Annotated in this window: 16 protein-coding genes and 1 rRNA gene; 6 read left to right on the top strand and 11 right to left on the bottom strand. The window is 49.7% G+C overall.

The genetic code is table 11. The features are described from left to right. A 5S ribosomal RNA gene (gene rrf, locus QNM19_RS23690) occupies positions 1–106 on the top strand; the annotation flags it as partial. 966 nt (positions 107–1,072) lie between these two features. Here rrf and QNM19_RS23685 read toward each other — a convergent pair. The 5 genes from QNM19_RS23685 to QNM19_RS23665 all read right to left on the bottom strand — a co-directional run bounded on the left by QNM19_RS23685 (position 1,073) and on the right by QNM19_RS23665 (position 4,145). Then, a complete protein-coding gene (locus QNM19_RS23685; RefSeq protein WP_049864809.1) occupies positions 1,073–1,450 on the bottom strand; it encodes a hypothetical protein in 378 nt (125 codons plus the stop codon). A gap of 9 nt (positions 1,451–1,459) precedes the next feature. Further along, positions 1,460–2,029: a hypothetical protein gene (locus tag QNM19_RS23680; RefSeq protein WP_049864810.1), complete on the bottom strand. Its 570-nt coding sequence runs from the start codon at positions 2,027–2,029 to the stop codon at positions 1,460–1,462. 90 nt (positions 2,030–2,119) lie between these two features. Then, positions 2,120–3,496 (bottom strand): class II fumarate hydratase, encoded by a 1,377-nt coding sequence (locus tag QNM19_RS23675; RefSeq protein WP_049864811.1) that lies wholly within the window; start codon positions 3,494–3,496, stop codon positions 2,120–2,122. Between the two features lie 8 nt (positions 3,497–3,504). Continuing rightward, positions 3,505–3,876, bottom strand: a complete 372-nt coding sequence (locus QNM19_RS23670) for a hypothetical protein (RefSeq protein ID WP_082225454.1) — start codon at positions 3,874–3,876, stop codon at positions 3,505–3,507. 92 nt (positions 3,877–3,968) lie between these two features. Next, a complete protein-coding gene (locus QNM19_RS23665) occupies positions 3,969–4,145 on the bottom strand; it encodes a hypothetical protein (protein ID WP_156202308.1) in 177 nt (58 codons plus the stop codon). Between the two features lie 170 nt (positions 4,146–4,315). Between QNM19_RS23665 and QNM19_RS23660 the strand changes: the two genes are divergently transcribed. Beyond that, complete coding sequence (locus QNM19_RS23660; RefSeq protein ID WP_049864812.1) at positions 4,316–4,909, top strand: DUF938 domain-containing protein; 594 nt, start codon at positions 4,316–4,318, stop codon at positions 4,907–4,909. Here QNM19_RS23660 and QNM19_RS23655 read toward each other — a convergent pair. Genes QNM19_RS23655 through QNM19_RS23640 form a run of 4 tightly spaced genes read right to left on the bottom strand, consistent with a single transcriptional unit; the run spans position 4,886 to position 10,509 of the window. Then, positions 4,886–6,013, bottom strand: coding sequence for a GNAT family N-acetyltransferase (locus QNM19_RS23655; protein WP_049864813.1), 1,128 nt, complete (start codon positions 6,011–6,013; stop codon positions 4,886–4,888). The two genes, QNM19_RS23660 and QNM19_RS23655, sit on opposite strands and share 24 nt — an antisense overlap. Before the next feature lie 3 nt (positions 6,014–6,016). After that, on the bottom strand, positions 6,017–7,336 hold the full coding sequence (locus QNM19_RS23650) for an alpha/beta hydrolase (RefSeq protein ID WP_082225455.1): 1,320 nt from the start codon (positions 7,334–7,336) through the stop codon (positions 6,017–6,019). Continuing rightward, complete coding sequence (locus QNM19_RS23645) at positions 7,309–10,029, bottom strand: ATP-binding protein (RefSeq protein ID WP_049864815.1); 2,721 nt, start codon at positions 10,027–10,029, stop codon at positions 7,309–7,311. The genes QNM19_RS23650 and QNM19_RS23645 overlap by 28 nt, the downstream gene beginning before the upstream one ends. A gap of 18 nt (positions 10,030–10,047) precedes the next feature. After that, positions 10,048–10,509, bottom strand: a complete 462-nt coding sequence (locus QNM19_RS23640; protein ID WP_049864816.1) for an Lrp/AsnC family transcriptional regulator — start codon at positions 10,507–10,509, stop codon at positions 10,048–10,050. Between the two features lie 133 nt (positions 10,510–10,642). Between QNM19_RS23640 and QNM19_RS23635 the strand changes: the two genes are divergently transcribed. Continuing rightward, entirely contained in the window at positions 10,643–11,827 is a 1,185-nt protein-coding gene (locus QNM19_RS23635) for a PrnB family protein (protein WP_049864817.1), read from the top strand. After that, positions 11,824–12,939: an aminotransferase class V-fold PLP-dependent enzyme gene (locus tag QNM19_RS23630; protein WP_049864818.1), complete on the top strand. Its 1,116-nt coding sequence runs from the start codon at positions 11,824–11,826 to the stop codon at positions 12,937–12,939. Before QNM19_RS23635 ends, QNM19_RS23630 begins: the two co-directional genes overlap by 4 nt. On the opposite strand, the gene QNM19_RS23625 is transcribed toward QNM19_RS23630, so the two are convergent. After that, positions 12,931–13,692, bottom strand: a complete 762-nt coding sequence (locus tag QNM19_RS23625) for an MBL fold metallo-hydrolase (protein WP_284027283.1) — start codon at positions 13,690–13,692, stop codon at positions 12,931–12,933. The two genes, QNM19_RS23630 and QNM19_RS23625, sit on opposite strands and share 9 nt — an antisense overlap. Positions 13,693–13,900: 208 nt before the next feature. Here QNM19_RS23625 and QNM19_RS23620 point away from each other — a divergent pair, with 208 nt between their 5' ends. Both QNM19_RS23620 and QNM19_RS23615 read left to right on the top strand, forming a co-directional pair. Beyond that, positions 13,901–14,269: a hypothetical protein gene (locus QNM19_RS23620; RefSeq protein WP_156202309.1), complete on the top strand. Its 369-nt coding sequence runs from the start codon at positions 13,901–13,903 to the stop codon at positions 14,267–14,269. 242 nt (positions 14,270–14,511) lie between these two features. Next, positions 14,512–14,835 (top strand): hypothetical protein, encoded by a 324-nt coding sequence (locus QNM19_RS23615; protein ID WP_049864820.1) that lies wholly within the window; start codon positions 14,512–14,514, stop codon positions 14,833–14,835. A 125-nt stretch (positions 14,836–14,960) separates the two neighbouring features. Here QNM19_RS23615 and QNM19_RS23610 read toward each other — a convergent pair whose 3' ends face one another. Then, complete coding sequence (locus tag QNM19_RS23610) at positions 14,961–16,433, bottom strand: FAD-binding protein (RefSeq protein ID WP_049864821.1); 1,473 nt, start codon at positions 16,431–16,433, stop codon at positions 14,961–14,963. Between the last annotated feature and the right edge of the window lie 279 nt (positions 16,434–16,712).

The raw sequence follows: 16,712 nt of genomic DNA, 5'->3' as shown, positions 1-16,712 counted from the left end.
CATAGCATTTTGGAACCACCTGACCCCATGCCGAACTCAGTAGTGAAACGAAATAGCGCCGATGATAGTGTGGGGTTTCCCATGTGAAAGTAGGACATTGCCAAGCTCCTAATAAAAGAAAGCCCGATTCGAAAGAGTCGGGCTTTTTTGCGTTTTGAATTTAAAAAAGCGTCGATGAAGTTGTAGACAGAACGGTGTTGTCTACTCATCCATGAAGGTGGTATCTAGCAACCTTTGGAGACACTTCCCTGTGGAGGGCTCCTTTTGCGCTGTGAATAGGTCTGCGTTCTCTACAATTGCTCATTTCACCTTGCGCAAAGGCCGCGCTAAAGCACGACTTTGCACGATAGCTGCGAAGCGGTGCTTCGGTCGCAATTCACCCATGAATCTCATCGACATTCGTACCTCCTTGTACATCAAAGCCCGATTCGAAAGAGTCGGGCTTTTTTGCGTCTGGACTCAGAGTACTTTTTATTTGGCATGAGCATAACCCACATTACCGTCATCCCGCACTTGATGCGGGAGCTACTCACAGGTCACACGGCGAGTATAAATGGCACATCGATCTGACAGTCACTATCAAGCGCCGCATTAAATCACCTTTGTCCATATCCACTCATATAACCAAGTATCTTGAGATCTTTTCTGGTGCACAGCACCGAAGTTTCTCAATAGTTAAGTTGCACCGATATGGCGGCTCATATTGGCGGCTCGGTAGTTATTTTAGTTGGCGGATCCACGCTTGGCGTTCATTAAGGTGCTTGCATTGCTCTGTACGCAATGACCCGTTATGATGAATGCTGGTTGTTGAATTTATGAGTTGATTGTGTCCCTATACTTACTTGTCTTGTTTGTTATTTTTGCCCTATTTGGCTGTGCTTCTACTTACCTGGTGAAGTTTATTTATTGTTATTGGGTAAAGAAGCAGATTGAGATCCGCTACGTATGGCGAGCGTGCTTGTGCGCATTACTCATCATACCTATCTCTTTACTGAGTCAGTGGTTGGTATAGTTGCAGAGTAAGAAAGGTTACTGCCAGACAGACGTTTAGCTTACTGGCAGTAAAGCAGGGTTATTTCAGTGTAATGGCCTGACATTGACTGTTAATACAGAGTGCCTGAATAGGAAGTACCTGCTTGCACACTTCGCTGGGTGGCGTTTGTTGGTTAAAGGCGCGCTCTTTTTGGGTAATTGCAACGGCCATTTGTTCTACTTGGGTTTCATCGACGTTTCGAACCGAATAGACGACGTACTGGCTTGGCCCACCGCAGGTTTGTCGCTCTCCTACTCCAATGACTTTACACTGAAAGCTCGCATCACAGCCTTTGTCTGCAACGAATTCTGCCAGCGCAAAGTCATCACCATTGCTTGCTGACTGCGCGGTCTGTGTGGTGCTACAGCCACTGAGTAAGCCTGTCAGTAAAAACAGCGTCAAACACTGATACTTCATCGAAAATCCCTAGTAGGTTGCCTGATTTGAATGCTCGAGTTTAACACATTTATTGTTAACGCACTGAGTGGCCGGTGCACTTAGGTGCTCGCAAATACTGATCATCCGGTTTTTGGCATTGTAGGTGGCTTCGGCATGGGTTAGCTTATCCGCCAGTTCCTTCACTTTGTCGGGATCGGCTGTTTTTGTGGAAAAAATCACATAATCAGATGGGCCACCGCATGCACGGCTGCCGACAGGCAGGACTTTGCACTGAGTGGTGGTATCACATTCTTTGTCTTTGGTAATGAATTTCAGATAGGCGCGTTGATTCTTCAGGCCAGCTTCGCTGATCGCGTCTTTATCTATGTGCGCGACAGGTTCTTTTTCCATGACTTTGTCTGCTGGTGAAGGTTTACTGTGCCCAACATCATGGCGCACCGCTGCCTTTTTTTGCAGCTTGGCAGGTTCAACTGCACGCTGCTCCGCAGAGCCTTGTGGCGTGGTAACGGTTTCCTCGTTGTTTTGGGGTTCACTGTGTGAGGCGTTGCAGCCTGCAATGAATAACAAACTGCAAAGAGAGAGTTTAAACGCGTTCATATTCGATCCTGTTAATTTTTTATCCAGTGTGCCGCGCTTTTTCTTCAGATACAAGAGGTCACGCGCCAGAATAACAGGCGCGTGACTTGCTTACAGGCCCCCGAGCGTGAGTTTCTGCGGGTCTAATAATTCGCGCAGTTGGGTTTCGCTTAGATCAGTATGCTCTGCGGCGACTTCGATGATAGGTCGACCTTGCTGATAGGCCTGTTTAGCAATAAATGCTGCCTTCTCATACCCGATCACCGGATTCAGTGCCGTGACCAGGATTGGGTTACGGGTTAGGGTCTGTTGCAGACTGGATTCGTTGACCTTGAAAGTAGCAATGGCTTTGTCTGCAAGCAAACGGGATATATTTGCCAGTAACTCGATACTTTGCAGGATATTGTAGGCAATGACCGGCAGCATAACGTTAAGTTCAAAGTTACCCGACTGACCCGCCACAGTGATGGTCGCATCATTGCCAATGACCTGAGCACTGACCATCGCTGCGGCTTCCGGGATCACTGGGTTGACCTTACCTGGCATAATAGACGAACCGGGTTGCAATGCCTGTAACTCTATCTCGCTCAGTCCAGCCAGAGGGCCCGAATTCATCCAGCGTAGATCGTTAGCGATTTTCATATTTGCGACGGCCAGCGTTTTTAACTGACCAGACAGCGCCACAACGGCATCTTGTGAGCCAATGTTATAGAAAAAGTTTTTACTTGGGGTGAAGCGGATCCCAACATTACTGCTTAAATAGCTGTTAAACGTAGCCGCGAAACGGGCATCTGCGTTCACGCCAGTGCCAACAGCGGTGCCGCCCTGGCCAAGCTCATAGATCTTTTCCAATGCCTGTACAATGCCCTCACAGGCAGAGTCGATCTGATGCTGCCAGCCACTGAGTGTTTGTGCAAAGGTAACCGGCATGGCGTCCATCAAGTGAGTGCGGCCTGTTTTAACCAAATGACCGACTTCTTTACTTTTGCGTTCAATGGTCTGAGACAGGTGTTTAAGTGCTGGTAGTAGTTCGTATACAGCGAGTATGGCACTGCTGACATGAATCGCAGTGGGGATCACATCATTGGAGCTTTGCCCCATATTTACATGGTCATTGGGATGGACCGTTTCGCCGCTTAGTTGAGTAGCCAAAGAAGCGATGACTTCATTGGCATTCATGTTGGAGCTGGTACCTGAACCGGTCTGGAATACGTCGACAGGAAACTGAGACTGGTGCTCCCCGTCAATGATCTGCTGGCAAGCAGAGACAATGGCCTGAGCCTGGTGCGAAGGCAGGTGACCCAGCTCTTGGTTTGATTCTGCGGCTGCTTGTTTGATATACGCCAGGGCACGAATAAAGCTACCGGGCAGTGTCAGGCCACTGACGGGAAAATTATTGATGGCCCGCTGAGTTTGCGCCTGATAAAGCGCATCTTGTGGTACGTCTAACACGCCCATGCTATCTGAAACTTGACGAAATTCGCTCATAACAACTCCTAGCTGTACGGATTAAATTCATGGCTGATGATCCTGGCTTCCCGCTCAAGCAGGTAAAACTTGTGTAAGCCTCTGCGCCTGGCTTTGTAATAGCGTTTTAGGGCCAGCAGGGGTTTATAAATTTGCTCCAGACATTGTTGTCTGATGCAGGTATGAACCAGAGGATCAGCAATGTGGTTAAGTAGCTCAAAGAATACTCGTCTGAGGTATAGCTCCTGTAACAACGCACAGGATTGTCGCTCATACCATTTTGCTAACTCGCAGCCAGTGCGTATGAACTCTGCAACTTGTTGTGGTGCATCAAGATGAGGGCGTGTGCAGTGCGCGTTGAGATGCGGCTTAAAATTAATAAGCGCAAGCGGTGTTAGCATAGTGGAATATCCTTTAGTGTAACGATAATAATTATCATTACACTAAAGGGCGATGTAAGCAAGCCCAGATTGTTGTGCGGGCATTTAATTGCTTAGTTGTAACCAAGTAGAAATTGCTGAGAGGTCTTTTCTCGTTCTTGCTCCGGGCTGGTCAGGATGTTGGCAACTTCCTGGCAGTAGTCCTGGCTTTCCAGTAAATTGGGTTCCGCATCCGTGTCGATCAGACCACGGCTTTGCAACGGGGTTTGAGAGAGATCTGAGGTTGTCATAATGTGCTCCAAGCGTTAAGTGGAAATTTCAGTATAGACAATGCATGCTTTATACCAAGGATAAAAGCGTATATTTTTTATATGTTTAAGGTTATGCAATCTAAAATGACTTGCATTTTAATGGCAGGGTTGCCTCAATAGAGCGCAAATTTGGATCACAGAGGTGCAATATGGACAAACCTTTCTCACAAGCCTGCGAAAATAACAAACGACCGATACTGGAAAAAATACGACCCTACGTCACTGAGGTGACGTCTGTGCTGGAAATAGGCTCCGGTACTGGTCAGCATGCTGCTTTTTTTGCCAGGGCGCTGCCTCATTTAGTCTGGCAGTGCAGCGATCTGGCGGTGAACCACGCCGGGATCCAAATGTGGTGTGAAGACAGTGGCGCAGCGAATTTGCCGGCGCCGTTGACCCTCGATTTGTCATCAACGCCCTGGCCAGTCCCGCTGGTGCCCGCGATTTATACGGCGAATACCTTACATATTGTGTCTGAAGCCCTGGTCGAAGCTTTTTTTACGGGGGTCACACGGCATTTGGCACCGGGTGGACTACTGATGATATATGGACCTTTCAATTATCATGGTCAGTTTACTTCAGCGAGCAATCAGGAGTTTGATGCGTTTTTACGTAGTCGTAACCCGCACAGTGGGATCCGCGATATCGAATGGATCTGCTCGCTGGCCAGCAATGCCGCACTGACGTTACAAGAAGACAATGCGATGCCAGCGAACAACCGTTTACTGATCTTTAAACGGCAGTAATTCGGCACACTGACTCAGGTAATCGGCCATATGGACTCGTTCACGGGCCAGGTAGTCGCCGATTGCTGAAGCAAAATCAGGATGACGAATATGATGATAAGAATAAGTGAAGACGGGCTCGAATCCGCGCGCCAGTTTATGCTCGCCTTGTGCACCTGCGTCAAAGCGCGTTAATCCGTGGCGAATGGCATACTCGATGCCCTGGTAATAGCACAACTCAAAGTGCAAATGCGTGTGGCTCTGCAGTGCGCCCCAGTATCGTCCGTACAACGTATGTTGATCATACAAATACAGGCTTGCTGCCACGATTTCTCCCTGTTGGTATGCACATACTATCGCTACCTGCTCGCTCATGGTGTCACAGATCTGTCGGAAAAACGCTTCGTTCAGATAACCCTGGTGTCCAGAGCGTTTTAGATAGGTGGTGGCATAGCACAGATAGAATGCTTGTCGTATCTCATCGGTGATCTCGGCACCCTGGTACCAGCGAATGGTTAACGCCTGACTGGTGACGGCTTTTCGCTCTTTTTTGATGGTTTTGCGTTTGCGAGAGGTCATCGTGTTAAGAAAGTCGTCAAAGTGCCTGTAGTCCTGGTTTTTCCAGTGAAACTGAACTCCATGGCGCTCCATCAGCAGCTGTTTTTGCCAGCCTGCCCGGTGTGCCGGAAAGTTGATATGCCACCCTGACCAGTGCTGATGTTGTGCTTCCTGGTGCAAGGCCGTTGTGACATAGTCATATAAAGCCTTGGAGAGCGGTTCATCGGACAGCATGCGACTACCCACCACAGGTGTGAAGGGAATGGCACAGATCCATTTAGGATAGTAAGCAAGCTGATGACGCTCGTATGCTTCAGCCCAGGCCCAGTCAAAAACATATTCACCATAAGAATGGAGCTTGATATAACCAGGCAAGAGCGTCTCCAGTTTACTGTCACGGTATACCAGTAAATGGTAGGGCAGCCAGCCGGTGTCTTCGCCCACACAGCCACTCAATTCCAGCGCTTCGAGCCACTGAACACTGCTAAATGGGGATTGGCCTGACAGTACCGCTCGTTCGGTCGCAGTGAGGGGGGACAGGCTGGTAATAAAGCGATGTTGATACATAGTTTACTGCATTGCCTTGCCTAAAAACGTGACCAGCTGAGTGGTCATAGGATCATAATCCGGATTAAAAGAGACCCTGATCAACGGTGTGTGCGCAGCGAGGTTTGCCTGACTACGCTCACCAAAATGTGGCGTATCTGTGGTTTTGCAATGGGCAAAAGCCGTGATGTCATCCAGGTAAGTATCGCAGTTTCGAAACACACCGGCTTTACCATAGTAAGGATGATCGGGCGGATTCAAAAAGCCAATGTGTGACATATCAATCACGCCGTTCAGTGTTGTGACTTCAGTGACATCGATAGATTCGGGTAGCGCGGTGAGCGTATCAGGTGCGTAGACTCGCAGTGCCAGCGGCGCTGTGCGTGCCTGTGCCCAGCGTGATAAAAGCTGATAAGTGACCTGACTATTAATCGTGGCATCGACATCGCTGGCAATCACCAGCGTTGGCAAGGAAGCCGGCAAACTGGCTTCGCGCATGTCCGCCATAGCTTGCTCCACCAGGGTGACCGCATGCAGTGGAAATGACTCATACTTTGCCAGGTCCAGATCGGCTGCTTTATCCACCCAGTCAACCCAGGGGAGCCAGTCCAGCCATTTTGCCAGCCAGGCTTTCTCGCTGTGGCTCTGTGTTGCGGGCGCGACCAGTACCAGGGCGGCTAAATTATCCGGCCGGCGTGCGGCAATTTCTGTGGTTGCCAGCGCGGCACCGGTTGAATAGCCCAGCACAGCAAAATCGCTGTAATCACTGGCTGTGCGTGAAATGGCGTAGCGGACATGCTGTTGCCAGTCACGGTAGTCTGTTTCTTTGAGGTCGCTGGCCGCTGTACCGTGACCGGGTAAGAGCATGGTTCTTACGTCGTAACCTTGTGCATACAGATCTGCGGCCAGGCTATGAAAGGTAAAGGGCGAGTCGGTCAAGCCGTGGATCAGCAATATCGCTTTTTGGTTGTTGGGATGCGTTAACTCAAACGGGGCTACGTAGTCTGCAACCTGGATTGGCTTACTGGGCAGCAGCGCAGAGACTTTGGTCTCCAGCTCACAGGGAAGCCTTGCTTTAGGATTACGGGCAAAAATCAGCGCCTGCGTTGCACGGATATACGCTGAGTATGACTGCGCCTCGGGAATGTCTAGGACCGCATCGCCGGCGTTGTTAGCAAAGCGATAGCTGCCCTGCTGCGCATCAGACTGATAGCGAGCCAGATCGCTCACCAAACTCTGGCACGTTTGCGCCTGCACCGGCATGACCACCAGATGGTTCAGTGCGACCAGAAGAGAAACTAACAATCCTTTTTTCATCATGATTTTCGGTATTGTGTTAAGCATTGCACCAGCTTATCGCGCTCCAGCGGTTTTGCAAGGTGGCTGTTAAATCCGACTGCCAGCGCGTAAGCTTTATCTTCGGGCATCACATCTGCTGTCAGGGCGATGACAGGGAGCTGCTGCTGAGTGTAGCGTTTACGCAACAGCGCGGTTGCCTGATAGCCGTCAAGGAGTGGCATCTGACAGTCCATAAGTACCAGGTCGAAGGTTTGGTCGTGACACGCATCTACGGCTTGCTGGCCATCACTTACTAAGACAAATTCAACCTCAATCGACTGTAGCATGGCTTTGATGACAAGCTGATTAACCGGGTTATCCTCTGCTACCAAGACCTGCATACCTTTGAGTAAGGTCGGATCGGGCGCAGTATTATGCGCCAACTGCGCATCGCCAAAGGGGCAACGCAGCGCAAAGGTAAAGGTACTGCCTTGTCCCGGGGTACTCTTTACCGTGAGTTGGCCAGCCATGAGTTCTACCAGCTCTTTGCTGATTGCCAGGCCCAGCCCGGTGCCGCCAAAGCGCCTCGACGTTGAGGTATCGGCCTGTGTAAAGGGGGCAAAAATAAGCTGCTGTTTGTGGTAATCAATACCAATGCCGGTATCAATGATGGAAAAGGTAAGCAGGTAATCACTATCACCATGTAGCACCTCACAGTGTAAGGTTACTTTACCATTGTCGGTGAACTTGACGGCATTACTGCACAGGTTTAAGAGGATCTGCTCCATCCGTAGTTCATCGGCTTTGAGCCAGCAGGCGCCACTGATGTTGGTATTCAGCTGCCACTGTAGTCCTTTGTCCGCAGCGCTGGTGGCAAACAGGCTATCTATGCGGCCGAGTAAATGCTGTAAGTTAAAGTCGTGTTGTTCAATGACCAGGTGGTTCGACTCGATTTTGGCAATATCAAGAATATCATTTACCAGGTTGAGCAAGGTTTTTGCTGCCATATCAATCCGGCTGGCATAAGACTGGAGCGTGTCAAAAGAGTCGGTCGTCTTCATCAAAGAGGCAAACCCCACCACGGCATTCAGTGGCGTACGCAGTTCGTGGCTCATGTTAGCTAAAAAGCGGCTCTTGGCCTGGTTGGCTCGCTCGGCATCGTCAACGGCCTGGCGCAATGATTGAGTGCGTTGCTCAACCAGGTGATTGAGTTCATAGTGCTGATAGTTGTTGAGCAGCACGATAAAGATGATCAATGCCGTGATACTGAGCTGCAATAATAACAGCAACACAGTTTGTCGGTGGTTGAGGCTGGCGACAAAATCAGCCCTGAGTTCAAGCTTGATCCGCCAGATTTGGCCACCAAACTGAATACGGGTTTCAAACAAGTTGTCTACTGCCACCTCAGCGGCCGAGAGGGCATGATTGCTATAGAAAGGCTCGGCCTCATTGCCATCATAGACCGCAATATTATAGCTGCTGGCCTGCGACTGTTTCAGTGCTGAACCGAGCAGAGTATCGGTTTGCACCACCGCAGTGGCATAGCCAAGAATGTCTGCCTGAGGGTCGGTAGCGCCGCGCCGGTAAACCGGGGAGAACAACAAATAAGCTGGCACCGGCGTATTACTTTGAATTAACTCAATGATGTCTGTGGCCTGGGGTTGTACTGTGATGATCGGGTTTTCTAGTGCCTGCTTACGGTTTTCACGCGAATACACATTAAAGCCCAGCGCGCTGAAGTTTTCTGTTTGCGGTGAAATATAGGTCACCACCACCAGAGGGTCATTGGGGGTCAGGGGCAGCCCTTTGAGTTTCACTCGGCCATCGTATAGCGTATCAAACTTTTCCTGAAGGGCATTTCCTTGCGTTTGGTCCAGCCTGACATTCCAGGATATCGCCCGTAAAAATGGATAGCGTACACGTTGCTGTTCTGCGATTTGGTGAAACTCTTCGCCATTCACCTCACTCAGCGATTGCAACTTAGCTGCGACGCCCTGCACGGCCAGCATGCTGAGGTTGACCTGTTGTAACAGCAGGTTTTCTATCAACCTGAGCTCTCTTTGCGCTTCTCGTTTGGCAGCCTGAATATTGCCTTGATTGTATAAGTAAGTGGTCAGCACCACAGATAAAAACAGCACAAAGCTGGTGGCAAACACATTACGACTGCGGTGATAACTGTGTTGTTGAAACGCCCATGCATCCAGCATCAGCAGCAGTAGCGGGGTAAAAATCAGTATACCCAGACTGTCGCCCAGCCACCAGGCCACCACGTTTTGCCAGTGGTGGCTAAACTGATACTCAGGGTTAAACAGACTAAGTGAGAAGACGCCAATGTTGGCCGAGATCAGATTACAGAATATGCCGACCAAAAAGATGTAGTAGGCAATATGCTTGCGCGTTCGCATGCGTAGCGGGTCGCCCAACCAAAGCCGCAGAATAGAGCCGCCTGCCAGCCCCTGCAGGCAGGCACCCAGTGCAATAATTGAGACTTGCAGCTGTTGCGATAAGGTCGCCTCGGAAAATACATAGCCGTGGGCTGTGGTCCAGTTAAACAGCGCCGAGGCGGCAAACAAGCCGGGTAGAAAGCGCCAACCCCAGATCAGCACACCTACCAGCCCGACGCCGGCAGGCAGCCAAATGGGCAGCACCTGGTCTTGAAACGCAAAAGCGGTGAGTATTTTTCCCAGCGCAAAGTAGCTCACTGTCATGAGCAAGTAAGTAGCCCATTGGTGGTAAGCTGTGCGGAATTGGAACTGCATGTTGATCCTGTCCTTTCGTTAAACTGGCAGGGGGCGTTTGGTAAACGTTTGTTTCAATACTATGGTCGACTCAATCCCTGCAATACAGCCGATGGCGCCAAGGCGGTGTTTGACAAAGTGCTCATAGCTGGGCAAATCTTCGGCAATGATCTCGAGTAAATAATCATGTGCACCGGATACCACGGAGCAGCTGAGTACCTGCTGCAGTTGTTCCACATCAGATTCAAACTGGGTGGCCGCTTGTGCAGAGTTCTCGCTCAGGCGAATAAAGGCATAGACCAGTACAGTATAGCCTAGTGACTGCGGTGCCAAAGTGGCGTGATAACCTAAAATAACACCATCTTGTTGTAACTTTTTGACACGCCTTAAGCAAGGGGTATCTGATAAGCTGGCTTGTTCAGCAAGTTGTGCGTTGCTGAGCCGGGCGTTGTGCTGTAACGCGCTGAGGAGGATACGGTCTTTATTGTCAAGGTGTGCCATAGTAGTGGATTCTGCTAACTGATGATGGTTTATTTATAATTATTACTAACCCAGTCTAGCGTTTACATGAATTTTAGCAAATTTTAGCGCAAGAGTTTTGATAGCCTGAGAGCTCAAAGTTAAGGAGTTCGTCATGACTACGCTGACACAGGCATTTGATCACTGGATCCGCAGTGATTTTGTTACGCTCAACGACACGCTGGAGGCTGCATACTGGCAGCAGCAGGATAAGGCGAATGTTGTGGGTGTAGAAGACCAGGTAAAACAACAACTATTAAACGAAGGTCAGCAACACATCCAGGCCTTGCTGGCAGAGGGCAATACCGATGAAGGCTTCGACAATGCGTTTGATCTGCTTGGCAATGTCGGCCTGTACATGGCGGCATGTCGTCGTCATGAATTGACCGAGCCCAGCCGGGAGCAGTATTCACCACTCAAAGAAGCCTCTGCACTGGCCATGCACATTGGTGCGTCGATTGGCGTGACGCCTCGTTTTGCAACGGCACACCTGACCACACATAATCGCGCGGTTGATGGGGTATATAAACGCTTTACCAGTCATCCGGCTGAGCAGTTATTCATTGATTACAATACCCGTGCTATTTTGGCCTATAAACGTGCCGCGGAGTGTTTGTTAAAGATCCAGCCTCTGGGGATTTCGCACCCAATGACGCCAGTGCTGCTGAACCAGGTCAAAGAAGGCCTGTTAGATGTGATCCGCTCCAATCAATGTTTGTTTGAACAGCTGGATACCGATGCCTTCTTTTACGTTGTGCGACCCTATTACAAGCCTTATCGGGTGGGTAAGGAGGTATATCGGGGGGCCAATGCCGGGGACTTCGCCGGGATCAATGTGATCGATATGCTGCTGGGCTTGTGCCAGGCCAATGATGTAAATTACGCTCAGATGCTGGTGGATAAGTTCCTGTATATGATGCCCGAAGATCAGGCCACGTTGCGCGAGTGCATGCGCCTGCCTAATCTGATGGATGCGTTTGTGGCAGCAGCGCCGCAGCATCATACCAGCGGCTGGTATCAGGAAGCGGTGAGTGCATTTGTACAAGTGTGTAAGCTGCATGGCGACACCGCTATTCAGCACCACAATCAGCTGGTAGAAAAATACATTGCACAACCTTCAGGCGATATGAACACTCAGCACCTGGACAAAGTGACAGCCAGTGGGCCGCCTTTACCTGTGCTGCTGAACCAGCTGGCATTATTGCGAGACAAACGGGCGGCGGCAAAACGTGAAGATGCCTTTACCCGCTTTGATGACTTAAATACGCTGCGTCGCAGCATAGTAAAGGACACACAATGAAACAGGCCGATTTCTCATTACCGCAGGGCCATTATTTACTCAGTCACTCGGTAGGCCGGCCGCTCACGACGGCCAGACAGGATTTTATGACGCGCTATTTTGACCCCTGGGCAGGTGACAATCATGAGCCCTGGTATCAGTGGATCGACGGCATACAGCAATTTACCGCTGCCCTGGCGAGGTTATTCAATAGCCAGGCGGAGTATTTTTGTCCGCAAAGTAACCTCTCCAGCGGCTTGACTAAATGGGTAATGAGTTTGCCGGAAACAGGCAAGCAAACCGTGCGGGTGCTGATGAGTGAAAGTGACTTTCCCAGCATGGGGTTTGTGTTGCAGCAAGCAGTGCCGGATGTCGAGATCCGCTTTATCCCTGCGGCACTGGATATGTCAGATTTAAGCGTCTGGCAGCAGCACCTGGATGATGATATCGACTGGGTATTTGTCAGTCAGGTTTACTCCAATACGGGGCAGCAGGCACCGGTTGAAGCCATCACCCAGCTGGCAAAAGCACAGGATTGCCGGGTGATCGTCGATGTGGCACAGGCGGCAGGGGTGATCCCTATCGACCTGTCAGACAGTGCAGCGGATTGTGTGCTGGGTTCCTGTGTCAAATGGCTGTGCGGCGGTCCAGGTGCCGGGTTTATCTGGGTTAATCCCGATATTATTGAGGTGTGTCAGCCTAAAGATGTCGGCTGGTTCTCTCATCAAAATCCTATGGAATTTGATATTCACCACTTTACGCCTCACCACACTGCACTGAGGTTCTGGGGAGGCACGCCGTCTGTCGCTGCTTATATTTTTGCTGCCCACAGCATCCAGTATTTTGCTGAGTTCGGTGTTGAGCAAGTACGGGCACACAATCTGGCATTACTGAAGCGCTTGCAGGCCGAGCTGGCACCCTGGTACATCGCCCCGACGGATGCAAAGCGCTGTTCAGGCACGGCGATCCTCAATGTGGAGGATAAGCAGGAACAGGTGCTGGCGACGTTAGGGGAAGCCGGTATTGCGGTCGATGCACGTAAGCTGGGGATCCGCGTATCTCCCCATATTTACACCACCGTGGAAGACATCGACACCTTTATCCGGGTATTCAAAAGTGCCGTATCAGGGTGAAGTGTGACTCAGCCCCAGCGCCTTTCTGGTTTTGGTTTTGACTGAGCGCCAGTGAGTCACCGGTTGTGTGGGCGCACGCTGTAACAGTTGCCCAAAGTCTATGTCGGCAAAGGCAATTTCACTGTGGTGTGCCAGCATCACAGTGTCTGGCTCAAGCTGTTGAAGTTTCAACAGGGTAGCGCGATACAGTCGCGGGTAAAACACCGGATAGGGGGGGATCAGCTTGCCGCGTACCTGCACCATCACATCGGCAATGTACACGGTGCTGCGCTGTGCATGGTACAGGCTGATATCCCGGTCGGTATGTCCCGGGGTATGCAGCACCTGCCAGTCGTCAAACCCGGGTAATGTGACGCCGTCGGGCAGATAGACATCAGGCTTAAGGGTGCGGGCATACCAGAGGTTTTTTCGTGCCTTGCGTTTACGTCCGGCAACCCATAAGGCCAATGCGATGTCCGACAAATGCATCAGCACGCCATCTATCCCCTGATACCACTGACCCGGGCAATTCGCCGTGGCAATCTGTGCACCGCTCAGTTTTCTTAATGCATGAGCCCCGCCGGCATGGTCTGGATGCATATGCGTGACCACAACCAATTTGAGCTGATGTAAAGGGCGGCGCAATTCATCGGTAATAAACCGACAGATCAACGGTACATCTGCCCGGCTGCAGCCATCTAGCAAGAGCAGCCTGTTCGGATACTCCACCAGGTAGATATTCTGAATATAGCCTTCGAGGGTATGGATCTTCATGAGTGTATTTTATTCGCAAGACGTCATGCCATATAGGTAACACATCTGACCAGATAGGCAAGATGAAATAGTTGTCAAAGAGAAGTAGAGTGCAGAATTTTGTGTAAAGGAGCTATCAAAATATCCAGGCTAAAATTGGCGCAAGAAAGGGTGGCTCTGTTCTAATTATAGTGCACCACTGTCGTTTACATATTGAGTGAAGTTAACCATGACTAAAATGTTCGGCATAGTATTCACGATAACTTCTTTGCCAATCATGTCTTGTGAATTGGATGTCGTGAGTATTCTGAATAAGCCCGTAAGTTTTGAAAATAAAAGCGTGAAAGTCCATGGCTACTATCGGCAGGGCGCTTTGTATCAAAGTATGCGCGATGCCAATAATTTTACTGCAAAATTTATAAACGTAACATTGCCAGGTGAGCCATCCTCGCAGTTTTATAAAGAGTGTGACGAGCGGGAAGTTGTGTTGTCTGGTACCTTTACCTCTCCCAAGTATCCAGATTCAATTTTGTGGAAAATCACCGGGTTTTGGTCTGAGACCGGGGCAGATTGTTTATCTTTAGTTTCAAGTAATTGACGTTTTTGGAAGCGACAGCCTTTCAAAGTCGGTACTCTGTAAGACGCGGTTCAAGCTAGTGATCAAGATTCTTATCCAAAATTGTTGCCACCTGGGCAGAGAGTGCATTTGTTTTCAGTTACATGATCCCCAAAATATTTGGAGACTCCTTCAGGAAATAGAGCTATAAATATGTCGAATGGTGAACCTAGTAAAAGAAATATTTTAAAGTCCCAAATTTATAATGGGATGATTAGGGGGAAATGAAAGGTTTGTTATTGTCTTTGTGGCTTTTTGTTGGGTTTTCTGCTTCTTCAAAATCTGAAGAAGCAGAGGGAGTTGCTCATAAACTGTCACTTGAATGCGCGATTGCCGTGCAGGTCGCTTTAAACGAGCTGGAAAAAATTAACTTTGAGAAGCTTACAGCACCTACGTCAAAATTATATAAAGATGTGGAATGCAAGCAAATGAGAAATGAGTACGCTATTTATCTTTCCCCCAGGGGAAAAGGCATGCGTGGCGGAGGAGCTCAATTTATCGTCGATGTTAAAATGAGAAAAGTTAAAGATACGATATTTGGTAAATAGTGATCAGGTTAGAGATGCAAACACACCCATTCAAAATAAGCGCTATGTGAGAGAGAGGCGGACTCAATGTGAACCAGCCCCTCACAAATGGACGTCAGACAACGCCCAGCTATTTCTAACATAACCTACCGCTTGAAAATTCCTCTCATCGGGCCCAACAGGTTATTCGGGTCGAACCAGTTTTTCAGTATTTTCAGTAAAAACCACTTTCTGTGGTAATGCTTTTTCCAGTCTCTTGAGCTCATGGGGATGGCACCCACCGGATACTGGAAGCCGCCTAACGCCCGTGCGCCTTCATAAATGCTTCTGTTGGCCTGGGTGAGTTGTTCAACCCGCTCAGGTGTGGGTGGGATGGCGGTGCGCATCAAGGAAAAGTAAACAAACTTGTCTTCTTCAGGCACGCTGAAAAATAAGCTGCCAAACGCATCTCTTTGCTGCATCGACATCAATACCGGGCCTGCGACATCATTGGGTGGTGTATTGGCCAGGGTATCCTCGATAAATGCCTGAGCTTTTGATGCAGGTATCAGCAGCGGGCACCAGGGGTGGGGCAATGTCCAAAGTCCGGCCGCTTTTAGCTGCTCCACCACAGGTGCCAAACGGTTCAGAAACGTAAAATAAGGCAGATCCTGAATGACTTCTTCTCCATACACAAAATTCAGGCCATCGAGTAGCTCGGCATCCACGGGAGGGGTATCCGGCTCAAAGTACTTAGCCAGCTGCATAACGTAGCGCCAGCCACCGGCTGGATCGGGCTCTGCGCCACCCTGAACGCCATCAAAAATTCCTTCGTCCAGCAGGCGCTGATTGTCATTTAAGTAGTGCGCTAAGTCATCATAAACCAGTTGGTAGGCTCTGACCTGACTGGGGGCTGGCTCCAGTTCAAAGCCAGCCTCTACAATGATACCGAGCTGACCCAGTCCGCCTTTCATTGAATGGAATAGCATGCTGTTTTGGTATGGCGAGCAGGTGAGTAAACGCCCGTCACCGGTAATGACTTTGAGGTGGCAGATATTATCGGCCATGCAGCCATGTTTGAAAGACTGTGCACCCAGGCCGCCCACCGCCAGGGTTCCGCCAACACTCAAATCAACAAAGTCTGTGACAATCGGTAACCCCAAATTGAGCGGTACGGTTTTGCTGAGTAAATCAATCCAGCGTGCGCCAGCCTGGGCAGTAATTTGTTGATTGTTAACGTCGGATACATCCGATAATGTCACCATGTCAATGACAACGCCACCCTGGGTTTGCGTTTCCCCATTGGTAGAATAGCCTTGCCCTTTTACCGCCACTGTTAAATCGTGCTGGTTGGCAAACTGGACCATCTCGATGATGTCCTGATAGGTGGCGGGTTTTAAAATCGCGCGGGACACATAGCGATGAATGTGGCCAAAATCGTCGGCGGCTTCGCTGAGGCTGGTTTCATCTGTGATCAGTTCGCCTTCGAATACCGGAAAGTTATCGGCAAACACCTCTGGGGGTAGCGTGAGTAAATCTGTTTCATTTGCCCAGCTTTGACTTTGCAAGTTAAACCCAACAACCAGGCTCCCTACCCCTACTTTCTTAATAAAGTCTCTGCGAGATGACTCTTTAATCATACATTCTCCTTATCTTGCTGACGCAAAACGGTAAGCTCAAAATCCGATTTGGTACTGAGAAACTCGCGCTGAATGCAGGCCCGCATTCAGTGGTTGTTGCCCAGGTATTCAAGTGGCAGCTGCTAATATGTGTTTACTTCTGACACAGAGCCTCAGCGCTTGGTAAATATGTGTATTGGATATGTTCAGTACCATTAAATGTCTGAATTCAGGCAAGTCCTGCATCAGCGGCACTTACCTTACAGTGTGCGACGAACAGGATTTATTTAACGCGTTAGC

Source organism: Pseudoalteromonas ardens, from assembly GCF_030125445.1.
GTDB classification, from domain to species: Bacteria; Pseudomonadota; Gammaproteobacteria; order Enterobacterales; family Alteromonadaceae; genus Pseudoalteromonas; species Pseudoalteromonas ardens.
The sequence above is the reverse complement of the archived record's forward strand: the minus strand, read 5'-3'. Positions and strand labels throughout refer to the sequence as shown.

Coding starts and splice junctions, on each gene's coding strand:
- QNM19_RS23620 (WP_156202309.1), top strand. CDS start 13,901: ATGACTAAAATGTTCGGCATAGTATTCACGATAACTTCTTTGCCAATC.
- QNM19_RS23660 (WP_049864812.1), top strand. CDS start 4,316: ATGGACAAACCTTTCTCACAAGCCTGCGAAAATAACAAACGACCGATA.
- QNM19_RS23630 (WP_049864818.1), top strand. CDS start 11,824: ATGAAACAGGCCGATTTCTCATTACCGCAGGGCCATTATTTACTCAGT.
- QNM19_RS23675 (WP_049864811.1), bottom strand. CDS start 3,496: ATGAGCGAATTTCGTCAAGTTTCAGATAGCATGGGCGTGTTAGACGTA.
- QNM19_RS23670 (WP_082225454.1), bottom strand. CDS start 3,876: ATGCTAACACCGCTTGCGCTTATTAATTTTAAGCCGCATCTCAACGCG.
- QNM19_RS23655 (WP_049864813.1), bottom strand. CDS start 6,013: ATGTATCAACATCGCTTTATTACCAGCCTGTCCCCCCTCACTGCGACC.
- QNM19_RS23625 (WP_284027283.1), bottom strand. CDS start 13,692: ATGAAGATCCATACCCTCGAAGGCTATATTCAGAATATCTACCTGGTG.
- QNM19_RS23640 (WP_049864816.1), bottom strand. CDS start 10,509: ATGGCACACCTTGACAATAAAGACCGTATCCTCCTCAGCGCGTTACAG.
- QNM19_RS23665 (WP_156202308.1), bottom strand. CDS start 4,145: ATGACAACCTCAGATCTCTCTCAAACCCCGTTGCAAAGCCGTGGTCTG.
- QNM19_RS23645 (WP_049864815.1), bottom strand. CDS start 10,029: ATGCAGTTCCAATTCCGCACAGCTTACCACCAATGGGCTACTTACTTG.
- QNM19_RS23635 (WP_049864817.1), top strand. CDS start 10,643: ATGACTACGCTGACACAGGCATTTGATCACTGGATCCGCAGTGATTTT.
- QNM19_RS23680 (WP_049864810.1), bottom strand. CDS start 2,029: ATGAACGCGTTTAAACTCTCTCTTTGCAGTTTGTTATTCATTGCAGGC.
- QNM19_RS23650 (WP_082225455.1), bottom strand. CDS start 7,336: ATGCTTAACACAATACCGAAAATCATGATGAAAAAAGGATTGTTAGTT.
- QNM19_RS23615 (WP_049864820.1), top strand. CDS start 14,512: ATGAAAGGTTTGTTATTGTCTTTGTGGCTTTTTGTTGGGTTTTCTGCT.
- QNM19_RS23610 (WP_049864821.1), bottom strand. CDS start 16,433: ATGATTAAAGAGTCATCTCGCAGAGACTTTATTAAGAAAGTAGGGGTA.
- QNM19_RS23685 (WP_049864809.1), bottom strand. CDS start 1,450: ATGAAGTATCAGTGTTTGACGCTGTTTTTACTGACAGGCTTACTCAGT.